This window comes from Salinicola corii (genome assembly GCF_008298015.1).
Lineage (GTDB): Bacteria > Pseudomonadota > Gammaproteobacteria > Pseudomonadales > Halomonadaceae > Salinicola > Salinicola corii.
Window position 1 is genome coordinate 134,556 of the sequence record NZ_VTPX01000002.1, and the last position, 21,444, is coordinate 155,999.

The following is a 21,444-nucleotide window of genomic DNA, read 5'->3' on the forward strand; positions in this document are numbered from 1 at the left end:
CGTCCGTCCGGGACCGCTTGCGTGGGTGACTTGGGCAAGGGTCGGATCAACGAGAGTTTGAGTCTAGCGGCAGTGCGCCCGGTCGACCACCCGATGCCGAGTTCGGCGCGACCTGCTAGGCTTGGCGAACCCGAAGTGGCGTCCGGCTCGGGACGCCTCAATCAACGAAAGCGGTATCTCCAACAAGGAGCATGTCATGAAAATTTCCGGCGCGGCGCTGATCGTGAGTGGCTTTCTATTGGCGGGCTGCAGCACTGCACCCAAGCCCGACGAGGCGCCTCGGCCTCCCGATGTGAAGCCCGTTCCCGAAGACGCCTGCGGTGCCCAGACGGTGGGTAGTCTGGTCGGGGAAACCCTTACCGATGAGCTTCAGGCGCAGATCGCGGATCGTTCGCGGGCCGCCGACATTCGAGTCCTCGAGCCCGGCAAGAGCTACACCATGGACTACCGTGCGGAGCGGCTCGATATCAAGGTCGACGATCAGCGCATGATCACGGACATCTCCTGCGGTTGATCGCGGGAACAGCAAGCTTCGAGGGCCGACCCGTTCGGCCCTTTTCTTTCATGGAGCGGGCCGGTCGAGGAGGTTGCCATGCTACGTACCGAGATCATCACCGAAGGGACGCTGAGCTGTTTTTCTCCCGGACTGACATACGAAGACGGTTCGCCGGTCAACGTCGAGGTGTCGGCCGTGGTGTTCGACGGCCATCGTCTGATTCTGGCCAGCGACAAGCCGATTCCGGGAGCGGGGCGCTCGGCCGTCTTTGCCTTCGACCTGGTGGAGGGATTGCCGGATCCGGAGAGTCACCGGTTTCTGACCGCCGATGCCATCCGGCGCGCGGTCAAGTACGAGGACTTCGCCCTCACCGTCGATGGCCGCTACATCCTGGCGACCACTGGGTTCGACCGCATCGACGACGAGAGTCACGATCTCAACGCCTACAATCACCTGCTGATCTGGCCGGTGGGCGAGCCGGACCGGGTGCAGGTCGTGGACCCGGACCCGCGCGACGGCGTCGAGGGTTCGCTGGAGCTGCGTCGCAAGCTCGACGGTGCCATCGGCATGCCGTACTACAAGATCGAAGGGCTGGCGGCGGTTCCGGCGTCGCCCGACCTGGGCGAACCCTGCGATGGCATGCTGCTGTTCGGCGTTCGAGAGCAGGGGCGCGCGCATGATGACTTCGACTACGTGGCACGCGTGGTGGGCGTTCACTATCGCATGACGGCCGGCGGTAACCTGGAATTCGTCGACGAACTCCGCGAGTGCTACCGCTTCGATCCTTCTGAGTACGCGGGGGTCCGGCACACCTGCGGCCTGTCGAGCCTCGAATACGATCCCTTCAACGACCGCCTCTACCTGATGGCCAGTTTCGAGGTGGAAGACGAGCATGGCGAGCAGATCGGTGGCTATCTGTGGTCGATGCCGCTGGCCGACCTGAGTGCCGGGGCCTGGCCCTCGATCGTCGAGAACGTCCACGGCGAGGCGCTGGAGTTCGAGCACAAGGCGGAGGGGTTGGCGGTGCTCGACGCCGAGCGGCTGTTCGTGGCCTACGATAACGATCGCGACATGTCGCTGGGCCGAATCGACGAGCGGGACGAACGGGACGCCTGCGAGGCGCCCTACACGCTGTTGCGAATCGTGGGATGACAGAGACTTTGCCGGTGACCGGGCGCGCCTCGTGGCGCGTTGACGGAAGCCACGACAGGAAACCGGGACCATGCTGAAGGATTCCCCGCGCGCCTACGGCCGATTGACGCGAACCCTGCACTGGCTGGTCGCGGTGCTGGTCGTCACGCAGTTGAGCAGCGTGTTCGTCAACGCCGTATGGAAGGACAACGCCTTCAGCCAGGCGATCTTCCCGTGGCACACCACCATCGGGGTGGGCGTGCTGATACTGATGACGGCACGTACGCTGTGGGCGCTTTCCCAGCGTCGGCAGCGCCCGCGCCACGAAGGGAGATTGCAGCGCCTGGCCATCGGCGGTCACATCGTGATGTATGCCCTGCTGATCCTGATGCCGCTGTCGGGTGCCTTGATGACCTGGGGCATGGGTTACGGCGTCCACGTGTTCGGCAAGGCCTGGTTCGAAGGCGCCGATGCGCCCTGGGCCGCCAGCTTCGGCGGCCTGCACGGGACCTTCGCCTGGCTGTTGACGCTCATGATCGTCGGTCACGTCTGCATGGCGCTGTACCACCACTTCCGGCTTCGGGATGGCACGTTGCGCCGGATGCTCGGACCGGCGCCCGACTGACTCGCCGGATCAGGCGCCGGACTCGCGACCCGGAGGGGCGTCATGCCGTGTCCGAGACTCGCTGAGCTCGCTCTTCCAGCGTTTGACCGCCATCTGCTCCTTGAGCAGCTCCAGCATGTCGATCAGCACCTGCTGGGTAACCCGATCGGTCTTGTCGTCGACCTGCAGCCAGGCATCGACGCCGCTGCTGACCAGCTCTGCCAGCAGCGAGTGGAAATGCGGCGAGTTCAGGCCATCGATGGCTTCGTGGACGACGCGGCTGGCAATGTCGCTGAGGCTGCGCTCGATGCTCTCCGCGACGGCATCGCCCATCGGCAATCGGCGCAGGCGGCGCAGCTCGTCGTTCTCCTCCATCGTCCTGGCGACCAGGGCCGCCACGTAGCGATGCACCTGATGGTGGTTCTCGGCGTACCCCTTGCTGATCGTGCGCTCAAGCCGAGTGGCGATTTCATCGACCATTGCCGCCTTGCGGGGCTGGATCACCTCGGTCGAGATGCGCCGGGTCAGATGTTCGCTGTGATGGATCTCGTCCTGCATCTCGCCGAGCAGGTTGATGGCGACGCGATCGGAGATCTCCTCCATCAGCACGCCGTAGTAGGTGCGATAGAAGCGATAGAGGCGCCAGCGTGTCACGTCGATGAGGCCCAGGCGCTGCAGGCGGATCAACAGCGAGATGACACGCAGGACGCGCAGCAGGCGGAATCCGGCCAGCGGGATGCAGCCGAGCACGTCGTACCAGTGCACGAAGGGGTAGAAGAACCAGCGGGCATAGCGGCGCTGGGCGATGGCGATGACCCAGCCCAGCAGCACGTCGAGCAGAAAGATGGCGACGAAACAGAGGTCGATCTCGACGAAATTGGCTCTGATGCTGGTGTCGTAGGCGGCGTGAAGACCCGGCGCCACGGCATGGAAAGCGGTGTTGAGCGGCGGGATCAGGAACAGACTGTCGAACAGCAGCAGCGCCAGATTGATCGCCACCAGCACGACGACGGCAAGGTCCCAGATCATCAACAGCCGCTCGCCGAGCCGGCTGGGCCGCCTGGTGGCGCGGGATTGCTGGAATTCGGTTTCAGGCATCGAACGTCCTTGTCCGTCGGGTTGGCGACGCTATGGCAAAAGGGTGGGATGTCACTGTCCGGCCGGATAGGCCTTGAGATGTTCGGCCATGGCGTTGCGCTCCTCCTCGGCTTCCTGCTTGCGCAACTTCTTGCGTAGCGCAGCCTTCTCGAAGCGTAGCTTTTGCAGCGGGGTCTTCAATTCCAGCGAGGGCACCGGGACCGGCCTGCCGTCACTGTCGACCGCGACCATGGTCAGGTAGCAGCTGTTGGTGTGCCGTATCACCCGTTCCTGGATCGATTCGGCCAGCACCTTGATGCCGACCTCCATCGACGAGCGGCCGACGTGGTTGATCATCGCCAGGAAGGTCACCAGTTCGCCGACGTGGATCGGCTGCTTGAACAGGACCTGATCGACGGAGAGCGTCACCACGTAGCTGCCGGCATAGCGGCTGGCGCAAGCGTAGGCGACTTCGTCGAGCTTCTTGAGAATCGCCCCGCCATGCACCTTGCCGCTGAAGTTGGCCATGTCGGGGGTCATGAGTACGGTCATCGACAGCTCGTGCTGTCGGGGCAGATCATCGGGCGTCACGGTATCCTCGGTCTCGTCTGGTGCGGCATTTTTATGCGCCAGATGTACCACGTTTGGCCCGGGCTGCCCATCGATCGTCCCGCATGGTCGCTCACGTCCGCTCCCGGGCGTGAGCCTCGAGGGCGGCTAGATCAGGGTCAGCCCCAGCCCGATCACCACCCCCGTGACCGCCAGCTGGATCAGGCAGAAGCCCATGATGTCCTTGGCCTTGAGCCCGGCGATGGCGAGCACCGGCAAGGCCCAGAACGGCTGCAGCAGGTTGGTCCAGGCGTCGCCCCAGGCAACGCCCATGGCGACGCGCGAGACATCGGCTCCCAGTGCTTCGGCCGCCGGCAGCATGACCGGTGCCTGAACCGCCCACTGGCCGCCGCCGGAGGGGACGAACAGGTTGACGATGCCGGCGCTGATGAACGACCAGAAAGGCAGCGTATCGGCAGTGGCGATGGCAACGAACATCTCGGAGAGCGACTGCGCCAGACCGGACTGCATCATGATGCCCATGATGCCGGCATAGAACGGAAACTGGATCACGATCCCGGCGCCGCCCCGGATCGCCTCGTTGAGGCTGGCAAGCAGGCTGCGCGGGGTGCGATGGAACACGATGGCGAGCGACAGGAACAGGAAGTTGACGCTGTTGAGGTTGAGTCCGCCGCCGGCGAAGACGAAGTAGTGGACCATGTAGAGCAGTCCCGGCACGCCCACCAGCAGCGACAGCAGGGTGCTGTTCTCCAGGCGCTCGGCGGGTCGCTGGGCCTGGCTGGCGTCCGGGGCTTCCGGTTCCGAGAGCTGGTCGCGGCTGACGAAGACGCTCTCGTTCTCCGGTGGCAGCATCCAGCGATTGATCAGCGGCATGATGACGAACAGGGCGACGACGATGGCCAGGTTGTAGCCCGCGAAGATCGTCTGCGAGGTGGGGATGATGCCGATCTGGGCCTCGCTGAAGTGCCCCGGCGTGGCGATGGTCAGCGGGATCGAACCGGCCAGCCCTCCGTGCCACACGACGAAACCGGAGTAGGCGCTGGCGATCAGCAGCCGGTAATCGACCCGAATCTGACGCGCCAGCGCCTTGGCGAACAGGGCCCCGATGACCAGCCCGAAGCCCCAGTTGATCCAGCTCGCGGCGAGCGACACCAGGGTCACCAGAATGATCGCGCCGGCGGGCGTCCGGACCGTCGCGGCGAGTCTGTCCAGCAGGCGCTTGATCGGCGGCGAGTTGGCCAGCATGAACCCGGTCACCAGCACCATCAGCATCTGCATCGAGAACGACAGCAGGCCCCAGAAGCCGTCGCCCCAGTACTGCATGACCGCCAGCGGCGATTGCCGTTCGAACAGCATCGCGGCCAGTGCGGCGATGATCGTCAGCAGCAGCACGAAGATGTAGGGGTCGGGCAGGTAGCGCTCGACCAGCTTGACCGCCGGGCGGGAGAGGCGCTGCAGCATGAGGGGTATCTCGTCGGTGAACGTGGGGCGAGCGTAACGCATCCCTGCACTCGCCATCAGTCAACCTTGGTCTAGCGAGTTGTTTCCGGGGAGGTTTCGCCGCCGGCGGCCGGGGACCAGCGGGTCCTGCGGTAGTGCAGGTAACAGATGCCGAGAGAGGTCGAGCGGACTAGGGTGAACAACAGGAACGCAAACCACAGGCCGTGGTTGCCGTAGTCCCGTGTCAGCCACCACACCGGCAGATAGCAGGCGATGGCCAACCACACGGTGTCGCGCATCGCACGGCTTTCGGTAGCGCCGATGAAGACGCCATCGAGCAGGTAGCTCCATACCGCCAGCGCCGGCATGGCGATCATCCAGGGCAGATAGTCGGAGGCGGTGGCGCGGACCTCCGGCAGGTCGGTCAGCAGCGATATCAGCCCATCACCGGCGACCGCGAACAGCAGCATCGAGCCGCCCGCCACCAGCAGCGACAGTCTGCCGGCGGCGCTCACGGCGTCGCCGAAGTCGTTCCAGTCGCGTCGTCCCACCGAGCGCCCGGTCAGCGCCTCGGCGGCGTTGGCGAAGCCGTCCAGGGCGAACGAGACGAGCATGATGAACTGCAGCAGCACGGCGTTGGCGGCCAGGACGGTGTCGCCGAAATTGGCCCCCTGCGCGGTGAAGAACGCCTGGGCAAACAGCAGTCCCAGCGTTCGCACGAACAGATGCTGGTTGACGCGAATCAGCGCCGAGTAATGGCTCCATACCCACAGCGCCTGACGCGACAGCGATCCGCCCAGTTGCCGACAGTGGATGGCGACCCGCCACAGGCCGAAGGCCAATGCGCTGTAGTCGGCGATCAGCGAGGCCCAGGCCACGCCGTCGCTGGCCAGCCCGAAGCCGACCACGAACAGCAGGTCGAGCACGATGTTGACACCGTTGGTGAGCAGCAGGATCGCCAGCGTGATGCGCGTCTTCTGCTGACCGATGAACCAGCCCAGGATGGCGTAATTGGCCAGCACCGCCGGCGCCGAGAAGATCCGGATATGGGCGTAGTCGGCGGCAAGCTCCATCGCCGCCTCGCTGCCATCGAGCAGCCACAGGCCGAAATCGATCAACGGTTTCGACAGCAGGATCAGCGCCAGTCCGATCGTGGCCGCCATCACCAGCGATTGCGCCAGCAGCAGGCGCACGTCGCTGTCGTTCTCGCGACCCACCGCCTGGGAGGTCAGGCCGGTGGTGCCCATGCGCAGAAAGCCGAATCCCCAGTAGAGGAAACTGAACAGCGTGGCGCCGAGGGTCACCGCCGCCAGATAGCGCGAATCCGGCAGATGGCCGACGACGGCCGTGTCCACCAGGCCCAGCAGCGGTACCGTGATGTTGGAGAGGATGATCGGCCAGGCCAGCTTCCAGACGTGACGGGTCGTGTAGCGGCGGGAGGGATGATGATCGGTGGCGTTGCGATCCACGGCATTCCTTGGGCTGACGAACGTGACACGGGTCGATACCGGCGGTTCGACAGAATACGCCGAAGCGAGGCGCGTCGCGATGCCGGAATGGGCGGAGAGGACGCCAGACGGTGGCTATAGCAGGGGCAACCGCCTGACAAGGGTGTCCACTTCGGCCTGGTGAGTCAGTCGGACGAAGCGGATATGGCGATAGGTCGGGTCGATCATGGCCTCCAGGTAGCGTCTGCGGTTCTGACGCCATGTCCCCTGCGACCAGAGCAGGATCGAGCGGCGACTGAGGAAGGTCTGGCGGAAGCTTTCCCGGTTGCCGGTGCCGGGCCAGAGTTCCTCGCGGGTGACGATGCGGGCGATGGCGCGGCGAACGGATTGGCTCATCACCCGCCAGAAGCCCAGGTCGAGCCAGATGACGATATCCGCCTCGTGCCACTTGATATGACGGGTGCGATCGAAATTGCCGTCGATGACCCAGCCGTCCGGCGACGCAGCCATGGCCCGGCGGAGGCGAGCGAAGAATTCGTCGTCGGGCGTGCCCTGCCAGCCGGCTTGCCAGTAGAGCTGGTCGAGCTGGATATGCGGGATCTCCAGCACGCTGGCGAGCTGCCTCGCCAGCGTGCTCTTGCCGCTGCCACTGGTACCGACGACGTTGATCTTCATGGTGGGCGTTTCGCGAATGACGAGCGCGAGCCGGATATCCGGTCTGCCCGTCTGCAGGTCATTGGGAGGGCGTCGAGCCGGCTCAGGCCGCGGTGATGATCCGGTATTTTTCCATCAGTTGCTCCTTGCTCTCCTCGCGCTCGGGGTCGAGAGGAATGCAGTCCACCGGGCAGACCTGCTGGCACTGGGGTTCGTCGAAGTGGCCGACGCACTCGGTGCAGCGGCCCGGATCGATCACGTAGATCTCCTCTCCGGGCGAGATGGCATCGTTGGGGCATTCCGGCTCGCAGACATCGCAGTTGATGCATTCGTCGGTGATCATCAGTGCCATGTAACCGTCCTCGCGGCGCTCACGCGCCGTCTGCCGCGAACCGCCGGCGGAGTGCATCGACAACGCACGGCGATACGTGTTGGGAAACGTCCCCGCCGAGGCGCGCGATCTCGCGCACGAGGGTCGAGGAGATATACGAATTTTCGATCTCGGGCGTCAGGAACAGCGTCTCGACATCCGGTGCCTGGGCGCGGTTCATGTTGGCCAACTGCATCTCGTATTCGAAGTCCGACACCGCTCGCAGCCCGCGCAGGATGATGCGCGCCCGCTGCTGGGCCAGCAGCTCGGTGAGCAGGCCGTTGAAGCCGATCACCTCGACGTTGGGCCACTCGGCAACGACTTCGCGCGCCAGCGCCTCGCGCTCGGCGAGGGGAAGCGTCGGCTGCTTGCGCGGGCTCTCGGCGACAGCGATCACGACCTTGTCGAAGATCCTCGCGGCGCGATGGATCAGGTCCCGATGACCGTTGGTGATCGGATCGAAGGTGCCGGGGTAGACGACGATGTTCTGCATTCAGGAGACTCCGCGCTGACCGGGAACGTGGCGGACGGCCGACTCCTCGGTCGAAGTCGATTTCCTGTCCGAGCGTCGTTTACGGGCCGATCTCAGTCCAGTGTACCGAAAGGGTTGTCGACCTTCAGCGACACGGGGTTGGCGTAGCCGGGTATCCGGATCGCCTCGCGACCGACTTCCAGCTCCGGGCCCTCCAGCACGCCTTCGCCGAAACGGTAGATGACCTCGAACCGTCCGGCATCGGCGGCGGCTTCGTATTGCGCCGCGGCGATGAGCGTCTGCTCGCGACGATGGCGCCAGTCGTCGAGCGCGCGCTGGCCGTGACGCTTGGCCAGCAGGCGTTCGGTCACCTGCGGCGACAGCAGCAGGCCGGTGGCATTGTTGCCGCCGAACCCCTTGGCATTGATGAAGCTGCAGTCGGCGTCGAAGCTGAGCGGCTGCTGGAAGAACCGCAGCCGCTCGGCGTGGACGTCGTCGGCGACGGCGTCGAGGGTCGGGATGCCCGGCACCCAGCCGTGGGCGAACGTGCCGAGTGCACTGGCGATCTGATCGCCGGCGGCGCTGCCCTGGGAGTGGCCGATGAACGCCTTGACCGCGGCGACCGGCCAGTTCTCGATGCCGTTGGCCCGGGCCACCTGGTCGAAGATATGCGACTCGGTGGTGCGATTCTTCGGCGTGCTGGTGCCGTGGGCGTGGAGATAGCTGCGCTGCCGCACGCTCTGCTCGCCCAGAATCGAGGTGGCCAGGGCCACCGACTTGCCCAGGGTGAGATAGTTGCCGATGCCGGGGGCGGAGATCGAACGCTTCCAGCCATCGGCATTGACGTTCACTTCGGGCACCGCGGCCAGGATCTGGGCGCCGGTCTCCAGCACCAGCGAATCGTCCATCAGCAGCACGAACTGCGAAGCCTCGGCGATGGTGAAGCCGCAGTTGCGGGCAAACGGGCGGCAGGCCCGCTGGTAGTCCTCGTCGGTCAGCAGTTCCAGCGCATCCAGCGCCATCAGGCTCTGGTCGTCGGCCAGCGCGCTCATGGCGCGGAAACCCTCGATGATCTCCGGCGTCACCGGCGCATCGCTGGTGCCGACCATGACGATCCGGCGGCGACCCTGGCGGATGTCGTCGATGCCCAGGCGCAGGTTGTAGAGGAAGGTGGCGCAGGCGCCCTGGATCGCGCCCGTGGCTCCGACGCTGCCCAGGACGTAGGCATTGAGGAAGTCCGCCGGCATCTGGCCATAGCCCAACGGCATCTGCTTGGATGTCGTGCGGTTTCCGGTGACGAAGCTCTTGAGCATGCCGCCCCAGCCGGCGTCGTCGAGCTGGCCGATGGAGTTGCCGGCATAGACGGCGATGGCATCCGGGTCCACCCGGTTGCGCAGCGATTCCCAGTCGAGCCCGCTCTGGCCGAGACAGTCGCTGGCGCCGAAGATCGCCATCGACAGTCCACGCGGGTGGTGAACGCTGCGATAGAAGGTCTCCGGCGCGAAGCCTGCCGGTAGACAGCCGGCAGCCCGCACCAGCGCCTGCCGCCGCTCGGGCAGCAGCGTGTTCAGCGTGCCGGCGGGCACGCTGACCTCGACGGTCTGCTTGTCGAGCTCGCGGATCTCCCAGCCTTCGGGCAGCGGCTGCGGCAGCTGGCGCCGAGACGTGGTGAAGCTCACGGGCTGCGAAAACGTCAGCCGCATCTCGCGATTGCCGGGGATGCCGGCTTCACGGAAGGCGTCGTCCTCGATGCGCCGGATCAGCGTGCGCTTGAGAATCTGCTCGCGATAGCGGGTGACGACCGCCTCCTCGCCAAGCGTCTCGCCATCGGCACCTTGCCATTGGCCATCTCCGCAAGGAGTGACCAATTGCATCAGGGTCGCCAGTGCAACGAGCGTCCGGGTCTGCTCGGCCGCTGGCAGAACGTCGAGAATCGTGCGGCGGTAGGCCTGGTGCCCGGAGGTTCTACCCGCGGCGTTGACGCCGCCCATACCGACGATTACCGGTAAATGTGACAAGCCACGTCCCTCATGAACATTGGGGCAATCGGTGACCATGACATGGGGATGGATCGACTGCGATGAAAGGAGATCCCCGCCGAGAGCTCAGCTTTCGGCCCGGGCCGGTGGAGAAAAACCCCCGAGCGAGTAGGGAAGACAGTGATCGCGCATGCCATCGAAGGCCGTATTGCCAGGATTGGCTGAATGTGGGCAGGGATGATACACCTGCGCGCGCGCGCCGTCATGCCACGCGGGCCAAGCTATCGTTCGATCGCCGCTGCGAAGGTCGGGCCGGCGGCTGGTAGAATGCTCGGCCTGTCGCCAGTCCTATTATCTATCGGTGTTCTCATGCAAGCGTCATCGCGCGCCATCGTCTCAAGTCAGCAGGGGCCGCACCAGGATCTGGTGCGCCGCGTCCAGCGCGCCCGCGATAGCGAGTGGAAACGCCCGCCCGCCGAGCATACGCGCCTGGCCTTCGAGAAGGCGGACCGATGGCTGGAGGCCCAGAGCCGGCCGCTGATCCTCGATGCCGGCTGCGGCGTGGGGCTCTCCACCCGTCGGCTCGCCGAGCGTCATCCCGACCACGCCGTGATCGGCGTGGATCGCAGCGAGCTGCGACTGTCGCGAGATCACGGTGCACTGCCGGACAACGCGCGACTGGTTCGCGCCGACCTGGTCGATTTCTGGCGCCTGGCGCTTGCCGCCGGGTGGCGGCCGGCGCGGCACTATCTGCTCTATCCGAATCCTTATCCCAAGAGCACCCAGCTCAAGAGGCGCTGGCATGGGCATCCGGTCTTTCCCTCGCTGCTCGCGCTCGGCGGGGCGCTGGAGTTGCGCTCCAACTGGGCCATCTATGTCGAAGAGTTCGCGCTCGGTGTCGAGACGCTTCTCGGGGTCGAGGGCGAGATCGCTGCCTTCACGCCTGGCGCCACGTTCATGACGCCATTCGAACGAAAATACTTCGAGAGCGGCCAGACGCTATGGCGCTATCGCGTCGATCTCGCGCCCTCGCTACCGCGCGGGGAGCCCATCCGATGAGCTATCTGCTGCTCGCCCTGGCGATCGTTGCCGAAGTCGTGGCGACCAGTTCGCTGAAGGCCTCGGCCGGTTTCACGCGCTGGCTGCCCAGCCTCGTGGTGATCGTGGGCTACGGTTTCTCGTTCTATGCGCTGTCGCTGGTGCTGAAGTCGCTACCCGTCGGTATCACCTACGCGATCTGGGCCGGCCTCGGTATCGTGCTGGTGACGTTGATCGGTATCGTATTCTACGGCGAGAAACCCGACCTGCCCGCCTACCTGGGCATGGGTCTGATCATCGCCGGCGTCGTCGTCATCCAGGTTTTTTCACGGCTGTCGCACTGACGTGCGGAAGGGCTGCGCTTTCTCAGCGCTTCTGTCTTTTGGTGCTTTGACACCACACCAGGCATCGCCTCCGAGGGGCGTTAATTGGTACGCTCTGGACCAGTTGGGCCCTCATTTTCCTTTGGAGCGAGCATCCATTATGCGGCGATGGCTAGGTCGGAGTTCTCTGTTTCTCGGTGCGTTGTCACTATCGGTAGTCTCTGTCGTCGCCCAGGCGGCCGGGTTCGATCATGTTGCCCGGCTCGCCGACAAGGGGTTCGTGATCAGCGCCCAGGCGCAGTTGCTGGATAGCGGGGAGGTGCTGGGCGCGCTCAACCCTTCGCAACCGCTGTCGCCGGCGTCCGTCACCAAGCTCTACACTGCCGCCGCCGCCCTGGATCGCTGGGGGCCGCAGCACCGTTTCACCACCCGCTTCGTCTCTACCGGCGCGCTCGATGGCAACGGCGTCCTGCACGGCGACCTGGTGCTCGAGGGCGGCGGGGATCCGGCGCTGACCTCGGAAGAGCTCTGGCGGCTGATCCAGAAACTGCGGGAGCTCGGGGTCTCCAGCATCGATGGCCAACTGGTGATCAGCCAGTGGCGGTTCGGCCCGGTGACCTGCGAGACCAGCGATCGCTGCAAGACGCAGACGGAGGGCACCAACGCCTACGCGTCGCTGCTCTCTTCCGCTGCGGTCAACTATGGCAGCTGGTGCGCCACGGTGATGCCGGGCGTGGTCGGCCAGCCGGCACGGATCACCAGCTGCGACACGGTGGCGCCGACCCTGCGGATCGAGAACGACGTCACCACGGTCGCCGCGGGTGGCTCCGCCGACCTCTACGCCAAGCGGGACACCGACAGCCAGGGGGACACGCTCAAGATCAGCGGACGGATTCCTGCCGGGACCTATCCACGCCCCATCTACAAGGCGAGCTCGGATCCGGCGGACCAGACCGGGCAGACGCTGCTGTCGCTACTGCGCCAGGCGGGCGTTCCGGTCAGCGGCGGCTACGCCGTCAGTCGTCAGGCGCCGCCCCCGAGCGCCAAGGGCCTGGCCGCCGTCGAGGGCAAGCCGTTGCAGGAGCTGCTGCTGCGCACGCTCAACTACTCGAACAATTTCATGGCCGATACCCTGGCGCTGGATCTGACCTCCGGCACGCAGCAGAATCTGCCGGACGCCGGACGGGAGCTCGAGCGTTTCGCGACCAGCTTGCCGGGACACGGTGCGGCGATACTGCGCAGCGGTAGCGGCCTGACGCCGGAGAATCGGGTCTCGGCGCAGAGCGTCAACGCGCTGCTGGGGGCGATGTACGGTAATGCTTCGCTGTTTCCCACCTTCGTGGCCGGCATGCAGGTACCCACCAACGGGCCGATGCACTTCATTCGTCGCGGCAGCCAGACGTTCCAGGACCACGTGATGCTCAAGACTGGCACGCTCAATGAGCCGGTGACGGTGCGCGCGGTGGCGGGCTATTTCCGCACCGACAGCGGTCGTTGGGGCAGCTTCGCCGTGCTGGTCAACGGTACCGCGTCGACGCCTTATCTCTCCTGGCGCGAGACGCTGCCGATGGTCGCCGACGATCTGACCGCGATGATCGATCGCCACTAGGGCGGTTCGCATGATACGCCGCGAGCCGCGTGCTTCGCGCGAACGGACCTGGCTTTTTCGCTGAAATGGGGCGGCCCGGATTGTCTCCGCGGTCGCCCGCGCGCAAAATCGCCCCTTTCGCTCTCCGCTTCCCACATGAGGACATCAACGTGTTGTCACGCCTTTCCCTATTCGCCGCCGCCGTCGTCATGAGCGTGGCCGGTTGTGCCTCGAACCCGGATGACGACAGCGCCGCAACCGACGCCAACGCGCCGGCCGCCAGCGAAGCCCTGGTCGGTACCTACTGGAAGCTGACAACGCTCGACGGCGAGCCGGTGCCGGTGGCGGATAACCAGCGCGAAGCGCACCTGGTGCTCGACGCGCAGGGGCGCGTTTCCGGCTCGACCGGCTGCAACCGGCTGATGGGCGGTTACCGGCTGGAGGGCGATACGCTGACCTTCATCCAGTTGGCCTCGACCCGAATGGCGTGCCCCGGGGAGATGGCGACCCTCGAGCAGGGGTGGCTGGCGACGCTCTCCGAGACGGCGCATTACTCGATCTACGGGCAGTCGCTCGTGCTGAAAAACGCGGGTGACAGAACGCTGGCCACGCTCAAGGCCAATGCGCTGTATTGAACCCCGCGCATGCTCCCCGATTCGACCGCGAGAACCGTACCTTGACCCTGATCGACTGCGAGTTCGACCTGCACGGCGATGCCGTGCTGGCGATCTTCAACGACGCCATCCTCAATACCACTGCGCTCTACGAGTATCAGCCACGGACGCGGGGCTTCGTCGAGCAATGGTTCCGGACCAAGCGCGAAGGCGACTTTCCGGTCGTCGGCATGCTCGATGACGCTAGCGGCCGGTTGATGGGGTTCGCCAGCTATGGTCCGTTCCGGCCCCATGCCGCGTACCGCTACAGCGTCGAGCACTCGGTCTACGTGGATGGCGACTTCCGCCAGCGTGGCGTTGCCAGACAGCTGATGACGGCGCTGATCGCGCGCGCCGAGGCCCAGCAGTACCACACCCTGATCGGCGGCATCGATGCCGCCAACGCCCCCAGCATCGGGCTGCACGAACGGCTGGGCTTCGTACACGCCGGCACCGTCCGCCAGGCAGCCTTCAAGTTCGGGCGCTGGCTCGATCTGGCGTTCTACCAGCGAGTCCTGTCGACGCCGGAGCACCCCCGCGCGGAGTGATCAGGGGGCATTGCCGTCGGTGTCCGACCGGCCGGTGCTGCCGGCATCGCCGTCGATGGCGTCCGTCGGCGTACTCGGCAGCGCATCGGAGCCCATCGCCAGCTTGTCGGCGTCGGCGATGTAGACCTCCTGGCTGCTGCGCAGGAACAGGCAGAGTTCCTGGCCGGCCTGACCGTTCATGTGGTCCTGCGGGTAGTGGCCCTGGATCAGCAGTGCCGTCATGCCGGCTTCGTCGTCGAACAGCACCGGCTTGCCAGCCGGCGCGGCATCCGGAAACTGGCTAGCCTGTTGGCACTGTTCGATGACCGCCCGATCGTGCTCCTCCCAGGCGGCATCGCTGGAGGCGTGGGCGGGGCCGGCCATGGCGAGCAGGGCCGTGGCGAGACAGGTGGAGGTTGTGGAGAGCGTAGAACGGCGCATGATGAAAACGGTCCTTGTTGCCGATGGGGGGCGATACCGGTGGCGTGTCACTGGTTGCCAGGTTCGTAAGCGCATCGCGCTTGTCGGTCTCCACGACGTCATCCGCCGTGGATCTTTCTCGGGCACTCTTGGCCCGTCGTTGGAGTATAGACCTCGTATGACACTACCCGTTGCATTACTGTTTCTGGCCGTGGTGTTCTCGACCTCGGTATTGTCGGGGGTTTTCGGCATGGCCGGCGGATTGATCCTGTTGGGCTTCCTGCTGGCCTGGTTACCGGCGGCGACGGCGATCGCCGTCCACGGGGTGATCCAGCTCACCGCCAACGCATCGCGTGCCTGGCTGTCGCGGCGATTCATCGACTGGCGCATCGTCGCCATGATCGCCTGCGGCGTATTGATCGCGGCCGCGTTACTGGTCCTGGTGCGCTACTCCCCCAGCGAGACGGTGGTGCTGATCGTGCTGGGGCTGATGCCGGTGATGGTATGGATCCCCAAGCGCTGGTTCCACTTCAATGTCGCGCGGCCGGGGCATGCCGTCCTGTGCGGACTCGTCTCCGGCGGGTTGACCATTGCCGTCGGGGTATCCGGCCCGACCATCGATATCGGCTTCATCCGCACCCAGCTCGATCGGCGCACCGTGGTGGCGACCAAGGCGACCATCCAGGTCATCGCCCACAGTCTCAAGATCCTCTTCTACTGGCAGGCGGCACTGGCGATGGATCGTGGTGAGTGGGGCTGGGTGGCGCTGGCGATTCCTTTCGCTTTCCTGGGCACGCGCACCGGCAACCTGGTGTTGTCCCGGCTGACGGATGCCGGTTTTCGCTACTGGACGCGCTGGATCGTCACCGTGGTGGGTGCCTATTACCTGATCCGGGGGCTGATGGGGCTGTGGGCGTGATCGCCCCCGATGGACCGTTGCCGCGCACGACGTCTACTCCTGAGAGGGACTGACACCGAAATAGCGCTTGTACTCGCGACTGAACTGCGAGGTGCTGCGATAGCCGACATCGACGGCGGCCCTGGCCACGTTGATTTGCTGCTGGCCCAGCAGAACCCGCGCTCGCAGTAGCCGCAGGCGCTTGAGGTACTGCACCGGCGACAACTGTGTCACGCGCTTGAAGTGATGATGGAAGTGCGAGGCGCTCATGTTGGCACGCTCGGCGAGCGTCTCTACCGTCAGCGGCAGTGCGAAATGACGATGGAGGTAGTTCAGCGACTCGGCGATGCGCGCGTAGTGTCCCTGCTGCTGCACCAACTGCCGCAGCGACTGGCCTTGCGGACCGTTGAGCGCTGCGAACAGCACCTCGCGCACCCGACCCGCGCCCAGGGCCCGGCTGGTACTCTCGTCCTGCAGGCAGTTGGCCAGCCGTTGCACCGCCTCTGCCATGGGGGCGTCGATAGAGACCGCCGCCATGGGTTCGGGGGAGCGGCCATGGCTATTGGCCGGTGCCGGCAGATGGTGGACCAGCTCGCTCAACGTCAACGGGTCCACATCGATGGACAGGCCCAGCAGCGGCGCCCCGGGGCGGGCGAGCGTCTCGCACTCGAAGGGTAGCGGCATCGCCTGTACCAGATAGTTGCCGGGACCATAGTGAATGACCCTGTCCTCCAGATAACCGATCTTGTCGCCCTGCGCGATGACGAACAGCCCCGGCTCGTAGATCAACGGCGTGCGCGGACAGCTGCACTCCGAGGCGATCAGCTTCACCCCGTCGATAACGGTGTCGGAGAAGCCGTCGGTCCTGGCCAGCGGCGCCAGTGTCCGGGCCAGCTGCGAAGCCCAGCCGGCGCCCGGCCGGGTCGGTTCGAGTTTGCCGTTCCTCGATGGCTTGTCGCCTGGCGTGACCTGGAGTGAGCGCTCGAGCATGATGTCCTCTGAGGATGGTGGTGATATGAAAGATCATCGTATTAGGCATGAAAGTGACGCTATAAGATAACAAAAAACACTATTCCAAGAGAATGTGGCGGATGTTCGACAGGATCCGGCATGGCGAGCGCCGAACGTATCGATCACACTGACTCCGTTTTCGCGCCCCGTTCCACGGTGCGTCATCCGTCCTCTCGATCAAGGGATACCGTTATGACTCAGACTACCGTCGCGCTCGCCAAGGGTTATGCCGCGCACTCCGCCACGACGCCGTTGGTGCCCTGGGATTTCGAGCGCCGCGCGCCGCGCCCGGATGATGTCTCGATCGAGATCCTCTACTGCGGCGTCTGCCACAGCGACCTCCACTTCGCCCGCGATGATTGGGGCATGGCCTCCTATCCGGTGGTGCCGGGACACGAGATCGTGGGCCGCGTCACTGCCGTGGGCGACGACGTCAGCCAGTACCAGGTCGGCGATCTTGTGGGGGTCGGTTGCATGGTCGACTCCTGCCGCCAGTGCAAGGCCTGCAACGAGGGCCTCGAGAACTACTGCGCCGAAGGTTTCGTGATGACCTATGGCAGCCCCGACAGGCACGATGGCACTCTGACCCAGGGCGGCTACGCCGACAAGGTCGTGGTTAGCGAGCGCTTCGTCGTACGCATGCCCAATGGCATCGACCTCAAGTCCGCCGCGCCGATCCTGTGCGCCGGTATCACCACCTATTCGCCGCTGAAACACTACGGCGTCAAGCCGGGCGACAAGGTCGGCATCATCGGCATGGGTGGCCTCGGCCACATGGGTGTCAAGCTGGCCAAGGCGCTGGGTGCCGAGGTCACGCTGTTCACGCGGTCAGAGTCCAAGAAGGCCGAGGCCAGAAAGCAGGGCGCCGATCATGTGGTGATCTCCACCAGTGAAGACGAGATGGGCGCGATCACCGAAACCTTCGACTTCATGCTCGATACGGCGCCGGTGCAGCACGATATCAATCCTTATCTCAATGCCTTGAAGCCGGATGGCACGCATATTCTGGTCGGACTGCTCGAGCCGCTCGATCCGGCGGTATTCGGTGCCAACCTGGTCTCCCGTCGTCGGGTGCTGGCCGGTTCGCTGATCGGTGGCATGCCGGAAACCCAGGAAGTGCTCGACTTCTGTGCCGAGAATGGCATTACCTGCGACGTCGAGATGATCGACATCGATCAGATCAACGAAGCCTGGGACCGCATGCAGAAAGGCGACGTGAAGTATCGCTTCGTGATCGACATGGCGTCGATCAAAGAGAGCTAAGAGCTAAGAAAACCGCCAGTGATATCGTCACTGGCGGTTTTCGTTCCACAGCCACGCTGTTCTTCGCGGCTCGCGGCTCGCGGCTCGCGGCTCGCGGCTCAGGGCTGAACCCTCACCAGCCCCTCCTGCGCCGTCGAGGCCACCAGGCGGCCGTCGCGGTCGTAGAAGCTGCCGCGAGCGAAACCGCGTGCGCTGCCCGCCCAGGGGCTCTCCATCACGTACAGCAACCACTCGTCGATTCTGGGGTCCTCGTGGATCCACAGGGCGTGATCCAGGCTGGCAATGCGCAAGCGTGGATCGCCGAACTCCACGTCGTGGGCCAGCAGCGAGGTCAACAGCAGGTTGAAGTCCGAGCTGTAGGAGAGCAGGTAGCGGTGCAGCGCCGGATCGTCCGGCATCGGATCGCCGCCCATGCGGAACCAGATCATCCGCGAGGGGGGGCAGTCATGGCGCTCTTCCACCGTGATGAATTCGACGGGGTGTCCACGAAAGCGCTGGTGGACCGCCTTGCCTTCCGCCAGCAACGCCTCGGGTGTCGGTACATCGGGCGCCATGGGCTGGTGGCTCAGGCCGTGTTCACGTCCCTGAAAGGAGGCGCTGCAGAAGAATATCGGTTTGCCCTTCTGGATCGCGGTGACGCGCCGCGTCGTGAAGCTACCGCCATCGCGAACGCGATCGACGGAATAGATCACCGGGAGCTGGGCGTCGCCGGGGCGCAGGAAATAGCCATGCAGCGAGTGCAGATAGCGATCCTCGGGCACCGTGCGGGTCGCGGCGGCGGCGGATTGCCCCAGGGCCTGACCTCCGAAAAGTTGCGGCAGTCCCAGGTCCTGGCTCTGGCCGCGGAACAGGTTCTCCTCCAGCGCTTCCAGGCCAAGAAGCTGGATAAGGTCGTTCAGCGCTTGTGTCATTCGGGTATCCTTGATGGCGCGTCGGTGATGGCTGGTCACGAGTATATCCTGCTCGGCGGTGACTCGCCGCGACGCAGGGCGCGGCAATACGGGATGATCATGATACGCAACGATGAATTCTACATGCACCGGGCGCTGGAGCAGGCCCGGCTGGCGCTGGAGGCGGGCGAGGTGCCGGTTGGCGCCGTGGTCGTCGACGGCCGGGGCGAGCCGATCGGTGCCGGCTACAACTGCCCGGTCGGTGGCCAGGATCCGACCGCCCATGCCGAAATGCAGGCGTTGAGAAGCGCAGCGCGGGCGCTGGGCAATTATCGGCTGGACGACTGCACGCTGTTCGTCACCCTCGAGCCCTGCCTCATGTGCACGGGGGCGATCATCCATGCCCGCATCCGACGGGTCGTCTACGCTACCGCGGAGCCCAAGGGCGGTATGGTCGAATCCCGCGCCAATCTCTTTGCGCAGCCCTGGTTCAATCATCGGGTCGAGGTCGAAGGTGGCGTGCTGGCCGTGCCGGCAAAGCGGCTGCTTCAGCAGTTCTTTCGGGAACGCCGGCGGGATGCCATGCAGCCGTGAAGCGGCTCAGGTGGCGTCGGTGAGGATAACGCGATTGCGTCCGCCCTGTTTGGCACGGTAGAGCGAATCGTCGGCGGCCTGGAAGATTCGATCGCGACGGATCGGCGGCTCGTCGGTGATACTGACGCCAATGCTGAGTGTCACCGGTACGTTGCCCGGCAGGAGCAGGCCACTCTCGGCCACCGCCACACGCAGCGCCTCGGCGATCTCCCCGGCGGTCTGTCGATCGCAGTTCGGCAGGCAGGCCACGAACTCCTCTCCGCCATAACGGGCGAACAGCCCGCCCGCGTGCTCTACCGGGCGTCGACAACGCTGGGCGATCGTCCTGAGATAGCGATCGCCCTCCAGGTGCCCGAAGTGGTCATTGACGCTTTTGAAGTGATCCAGGTCGCAGATCAGCAGGGCCAGCGGTAGCGGGTCCCGTTGGTCGTCCATCCAGCGCAGCAGTTCGCGCCGATTGGGCAATTGGGTCAACTCGTCGTGACGGGCGATCCATTCGATCTCGTGCTGAAGACGCTCGCGCTCCTTCATCTCTTCGCGCAGCGAGGCGTTGGCCCGGTTGGCCAGGCGATGCTGATGGGCCAGCCGCCTATAGATGTAGAGCACCATGTGTAGCAGGTAGGCCAGCAGGATGCCGAAGGCGAGAGTGATTTCCGGCAGCCGACTCCGTTTTACCTGCAGCCAGTGCAGGGACGGCGCCACGCTCAGGGTCAGCCGGTCGGCACCCAGGGCGACCGGTCGTTGATACTGCCAGTCCGCGAGATTGCTCAGCGGGCCGTAGTAGAAGTAGAGCTGCCGGTTGTCGCTGAGCGTCACCGCTCGGTCCTGGTTGGGCGTCTGCGCCAGTAGCGAATTGAGCAACTTGTCGACGCTCACCACCATCCCCACGGCACCGCGCAGAGTTCCATCGACGACATCGCGTACCGGGAGATAGCTGATCACGCCGCGTCCGCCCTGGATGAAATCGACGATCCCCGTCTGCCCTTCGATGCCATAGACCAGTGGACGATCCAGTGCTTCCCGGATCTGTGAGTCCGCCAGGTAGAGGTTGGTGCCGAGCACTGCCTGATTGCCGCGTAGTGGATAGACGCGGATGACGGTGCCGTCGAGATCGATGAAGGCGATGTTGCGGAAGTAGCCAAAGTCGTCATGGTATAGCCTGGCCTGTTGCTCCCATTCGGAGCGGGTCGGGACATCTCCCAGCATGTTCCAGAAACTGGTGAAGCGTCGCATCGCCTTGAGGTGGGAGGCCGTCTCCGAAGCCATCCTGGTGGCGATGTCGTTGCCCTCGCCGGCGGCAAGGTCATACAGGCGCAGGTTGTCGGTCTGGCGCTGCTCCTGCCAACTGATCATGGCCAGTAGTGCAATCAACCCGCCGGTCGCCAGGGGCGGCAGGATTCGCCGCCAGTAGCGGCGGAGCGTGGGGAGAAGCGCCAGGCACTGAGCGAACCAGTAAAGCCACAACGCCGTCAGGATCGGCAGGGGCAGCCCCGTCGTGCTGGACGCGTATTCCGGGGGCGGAGCCAGCGAGCGGTAGCTGAGCCAGACGCCGCCCATAGCGACCAGCAACAGCAGCATCGGCGAGCCGAGGCCCAAGCGTGACAGCAGCAGGACGTTGAGCATCAGACCGAAGATCATGCAGAGCGAGAGAACCGGAGGCCGGCTGTGGAAGAGCTCCCAGTTTCCCGGGAGACGATCGAGACAGTACTGCCAGACATCGACGCTGAGCCAGGTCTCCGCCACCAGATAACTGGCAAGGATAGTCAGAGTGAGGAGCCCGGTAGGAATCAGTAGCCAGCGGCTGGTCCTGACCCATTGGTGCAATGCAAAAATTTGACCTAGCCAGAGCGTGCCCAGCAGTGGCATTAGCAGCCAGCGCTGATCCGGTTCGCCTGCGGGCCAGAGGGCGAATAGAGCGACCGGAAATGCCAGGTACAACGACAGACGGGACACCACCATAGGCATGGGCGTTATGGTTCTCCACGGCGCGGCCGCCGA

At 65.0% G+C, this 21,444-nt stretch carries 22 protein-coding genes and 2 pseudogenes; 11 read left to right on the forward strand and 13 right to left on the reverse strand.

Annotation, left to right across the window (positions count from 1 at the left end):
- Window positions 1–196: 196 nt before the first annotated feature.
- The 3 genes from F0A16_RS04565 to F0A16_RS04575 all read left to right on the forward strand — a co-directional run bounded on the left by F0A16_RS04565 (window position 197) and on the right by F0A16_RS04575 (window position 2,252).
- Window positions 197–514, forward strand: a complete 318-nt coding sequence (locus F0A16_RS04565) for an I78 family peptidase inhibitor (RefSeq protein WP_149434218.1) — start codon at window positions 197–199, stop codon at window positions 512–514.
- 78 nt (window positions 515–592) lie between these two features.
- Window positions 593–1,648 (forward strand): hypothetical protein, encoded by a 1,056-nt coding sequence (locus F0A16_RS04570; RefSeq protein ID WP_149434219.1) that lies wholly within the window; start codon window positions 593–595, stop codon window positions 1,646–1,648.
- Window positions 1,649–1,718: 70 nt separating this feature from the next.
- Entirely contained in the window at window positions 1,719–2,252 is a 534-nt protein-coding gene (locus tag F0A16_RS04575) for a cytochrome b (protein WP_149434220.1), read from the forward strand.
- Window positions 2,253–2,261: 9 nt separating this feature from the next.
- Here F0A16_RS04575 and F0A16_RS04580 read toward each other — a convergent pair whose 3' ends face one another.
- The 9 genes and pseudogenes from F0A16_RS04580 to F0A16_RS04615 form a co-directional block, all read right to left on the reverse strand.
- The gene (locus F0A16_RS04580) at window positions 2,262–3,329 is read right to left on the reverse strand and encodes an ion transporter (protein WP_239023710.1); all 1,068 of its coding nucleotides are present in this window, start codon (window positions 3,327–3,329) and stop codon (window positions 2,262–2,264) included.
- A 51-nt stretch (window positions 3,330–3,380) separates the two neighbouring features.
- On the reverse strand, window positions 3,381–3,860 hold the full coding sequence (locus tag F0A16_RS04585; RefSeq protein ID WP_149434221.1) for an acyl-CoA thioesterase: 480 nt from the start codon (window positions 3,858–3,860) through the stop codon (window positions 3,381–3,383).
- Window positions 3,861–4,025: 165 nt separating this feature from the next.
- Entirely contained in the window at window positions 4,026–5,339 is a 1,314-nt protein-coding gene (locus F0A16_RS04590; RefSeq protein WP_149434558.1) for a short-chain fatty acid transporter, read from the reverse strand.
- Between the two features lie 71 nt (window positions 5,340–5,410).
- Entirely contained in the window at window positions 5,411–6,787 is a 1,377-nt protein-coding gene (locus F0A16_RS04595) for an MATE family efflux transporter (protein WP_149434222.1), read from the reverse strand.
- A gap of 114 nt (window positions 6,788–6,901) precedes the next feature.
- Window positions 6,902–7,441 carry a P-loop NTPase family protein gene (locus F0A16_RS04600; RefSeq protein WP_149434223.1) on the reverse strand — a complete coding sequence of 180 codons (540 nt, stop codon included), beginning with the start codon at window positions 7,439–7,441 and terminating at the stop codon, window positions 6,902–6,904.
- Window positions 7,442–7,523: 82 nt separating this feature from the next.
- Window positions 7,524–7,772, reverse strand: a complete 249-nt coding sequence (locus F0A16_RS04605; protein WP_110598201.1) for a YfhL family 4Fe-4S dicluster ferredoxin — start codon at window positions 7,770–7,772, stop codon at window positions 7,524–7,526.
- Window positions 7,767–7,835: pseudogene (locus F0A16_RS22180) on the reverse strand (hypothetical protein); the annotation flags it as partial. The gene F0A16_RS04605 and the pseudogene F0A16_RS22180, both read right to left, overlap by 6 nt.
- A pseudogene (gene coaD / locus F0A16_RS04610) lies at window positions 7,810–8,283 on the reverse strand (pantetheine-phosphate adenylyltransferase); the annotation flags it as partial. The pseudogenes coaD and F0A16_RS22180, both read right to left, overlap by 26 nt.
- Window positions 8,284–8,375: 92 nt before the next feature.
- Window positions 8,376–10,253 (reverse strand): beta-ketoacyl synthase, encoded by a 1,878-nt coding sequence (locus F0A16_RS04615; RefSeq protein ID WP_149434559.1) that lies wholly within the window; start codon window positions 10,251–10,253, stop codon window positions 8,376–8,378.
- A 357-nt stretch (window positions 10,254–10,610) separates the two neighbouring features.
- Between F0A16_RS04615 and trmB the strand changes: the two genes are divergently transcribed.
- The 5 genes from trmB (at window position 10,611) to F0A16_RS04640 (ending at window position 14,391) form a co-directional block, all read left to right on the forward strand.
- Window positions 10,611–11,300, forward strand: a complete 690-nt coding sequence (gene trmB / locus F0A16_RS04620) for a tRNA (guanine(46)-N(7))-methyltransferase TrmB (protein WP_149434225.1) — start codon at window positions 10,611–10,613, stop codon at window positions 11,298–11,300.
- Complete coding sequence (locus F0A16_RS04625) at window positions 11,297–11,623, forward strand: DMT family transporter (protein ID WP_149434226.1); 327 nt, start codon at window positions 11,297–11,299, stop codon at window positions 11,621–11,623. Before trmB ends, F0A16_RS04625 begins: the two co-directional genes overlap by 4 nt.
- A gap of 139 nt (window positions 11,624–11,762) precedes the next feature.
- The gene (dacB, locus tag F0A16_RS04630) at window positions 11,763–13,211 is read left to right on the forward strand and encodes a D-alanyl-D-alanine carboxypeptidase/D-alanyl-D-alanine endopeptidase (RefSeq protein WP_149434227.1); all 1,449 of its coding nucleotides are present in this window, start codon (window positions 11,763–11,765) and stop codon (window positions 13,209–13,211) included.
- Between the two features lie 149 nt (window positions 13,212–13,360).
- The gene (locus F0A16_RS04635; RefSeq protein ID WP_187775900.1) at window positions 13,361–13,825 is read left to right on the forward strand and encodes an META domain-containing protein; all 465 of its coding nucleotides are present in this window, start codon (window positions 13,361–13,363) and stop codon (window positions 13,823–13,825) included.
- Between the two features lie 41 nt (window positions 13,826–13,866).
- Window positions 13,867–14,391: a GNAT family N-acetyltransferase gene (locus F0A16_RS04640; protein WP_149434229.1), complete on the forward strand. Its 525-nt coding sequence runs from the start codon at window positions 13,867–13,869 to the stop codon at window positions 14,389–14,391.
- Here F0A16_RS04640 and F0A16_RS21660 read toward each other — a convergent pair whose 3' ends face one another.
- A complete protein-coding gene (locus F0A16_RS21660; protein WP_187775901.1) occupies window positions 14,392–14,811 on the reverse strand; it encodes a hypothetical protein in 420 nt (139 codons plus the stop codon). It lies immediately after the preceding gene.
- Between the two features lie 157 nt (window positions 14,812–14,968).
- On the opposite strand from F0A16_RS21660, the gene F0A16_RS04650 reads away from it, so the two are divergent.
- The gene (locus F0A16_RS04650; RefSeq protein ID WP_149434230.1) at window positions 14,969–15,709 is read left to right on the forward strand and encodes a TSUP family transporter; all 741 of its coding nucleotides are present in this window, start codon (window positions 14,969–14,971) and stop codon (window positions 15,707–15,709) included.
- Between the two features lie 33 nt (window positions 15,710–15,742).
- Here F0A16_RS04650 and F0A16_RS04655 read toward each other — a convergent pair whose 3' ends face one another.
- A complete protein-coding gene (locus tag F0A16_RS04655) occupies window positions 15,743–16,678 on the reverse strand; it encodes an AraC family transcriptional regulator (protein WP_149434231.1) in 936 nt (311 codons plus the stop codon).
- Between the two features lie 213 nt (window positions 16,679–16,891).
- Here F0A16_RS04655 and F0A16_RS04660 point away from each other — a divergent pair, with 213 nt between their 5' ends.
- On the forward strand, window positions 16,892–17,962 hold the full coding sequence (locus F0A16_RS04660; protein ID WP_149434232.1) for an NAD(P)-dependent alcohol dehydrogenase: 1,071 nt from the start codon (window positions 16,892–16,894) through the stop codon (window positions 17,960–17,962).
- A 98-nt stretch (window positions 17,963–18,060) separates the two neighbouring features.
- Here the strand turns inward: F0A16_RS04660 and F0A16_RS04665 are convergent, their stop codons facing one another.
- A complete protein-coding gene (locus tag F0A16_RS04665) occupies window positions 18,061–18,873 on the reverse strand; it encodes an acyl-CoA thioesterase domain-containing protein (protein ID WP_149434233.1) in 813 nt (270 codons plus the stop codon).
- Between the two features lie 102 nt (window positions 18,874–18,975).
- On the opposite strand from F0A16_RS04665, the gene tadA reads away from it, so the two are divergent.
- Window positions 18,976–19,446 (forward strand): tRNA adenosine(34) deaminase TadA, encoded by a 471-nt coding sequence (gene tadA, locus F0A16_RS04670; RefSeq protein ID WP_149434560.1) that lies wholly within the window; start codon window positions 18,976–18,978, stop codon window positions 19,444–19,446.
- A gap of 6 nt (window positions 19,447–19,452) precedes the next feature.
- On the opposite strand, the gene F0A16_RS04675 is transcribed toward tadA, so the two are convergent.
- Entirely contained in the window at window positions 19,453–21,411 is a 1,959-nt protein-coding gene (locus tag F0A16_RS04675; protein ID WP_149434234.1) for a sensor domain-containing diguanylate cyclase, read from the reverse strand.
- Between the last annotated feature and the right edge of the window lie 33 nt (window positions 21,412–21,444).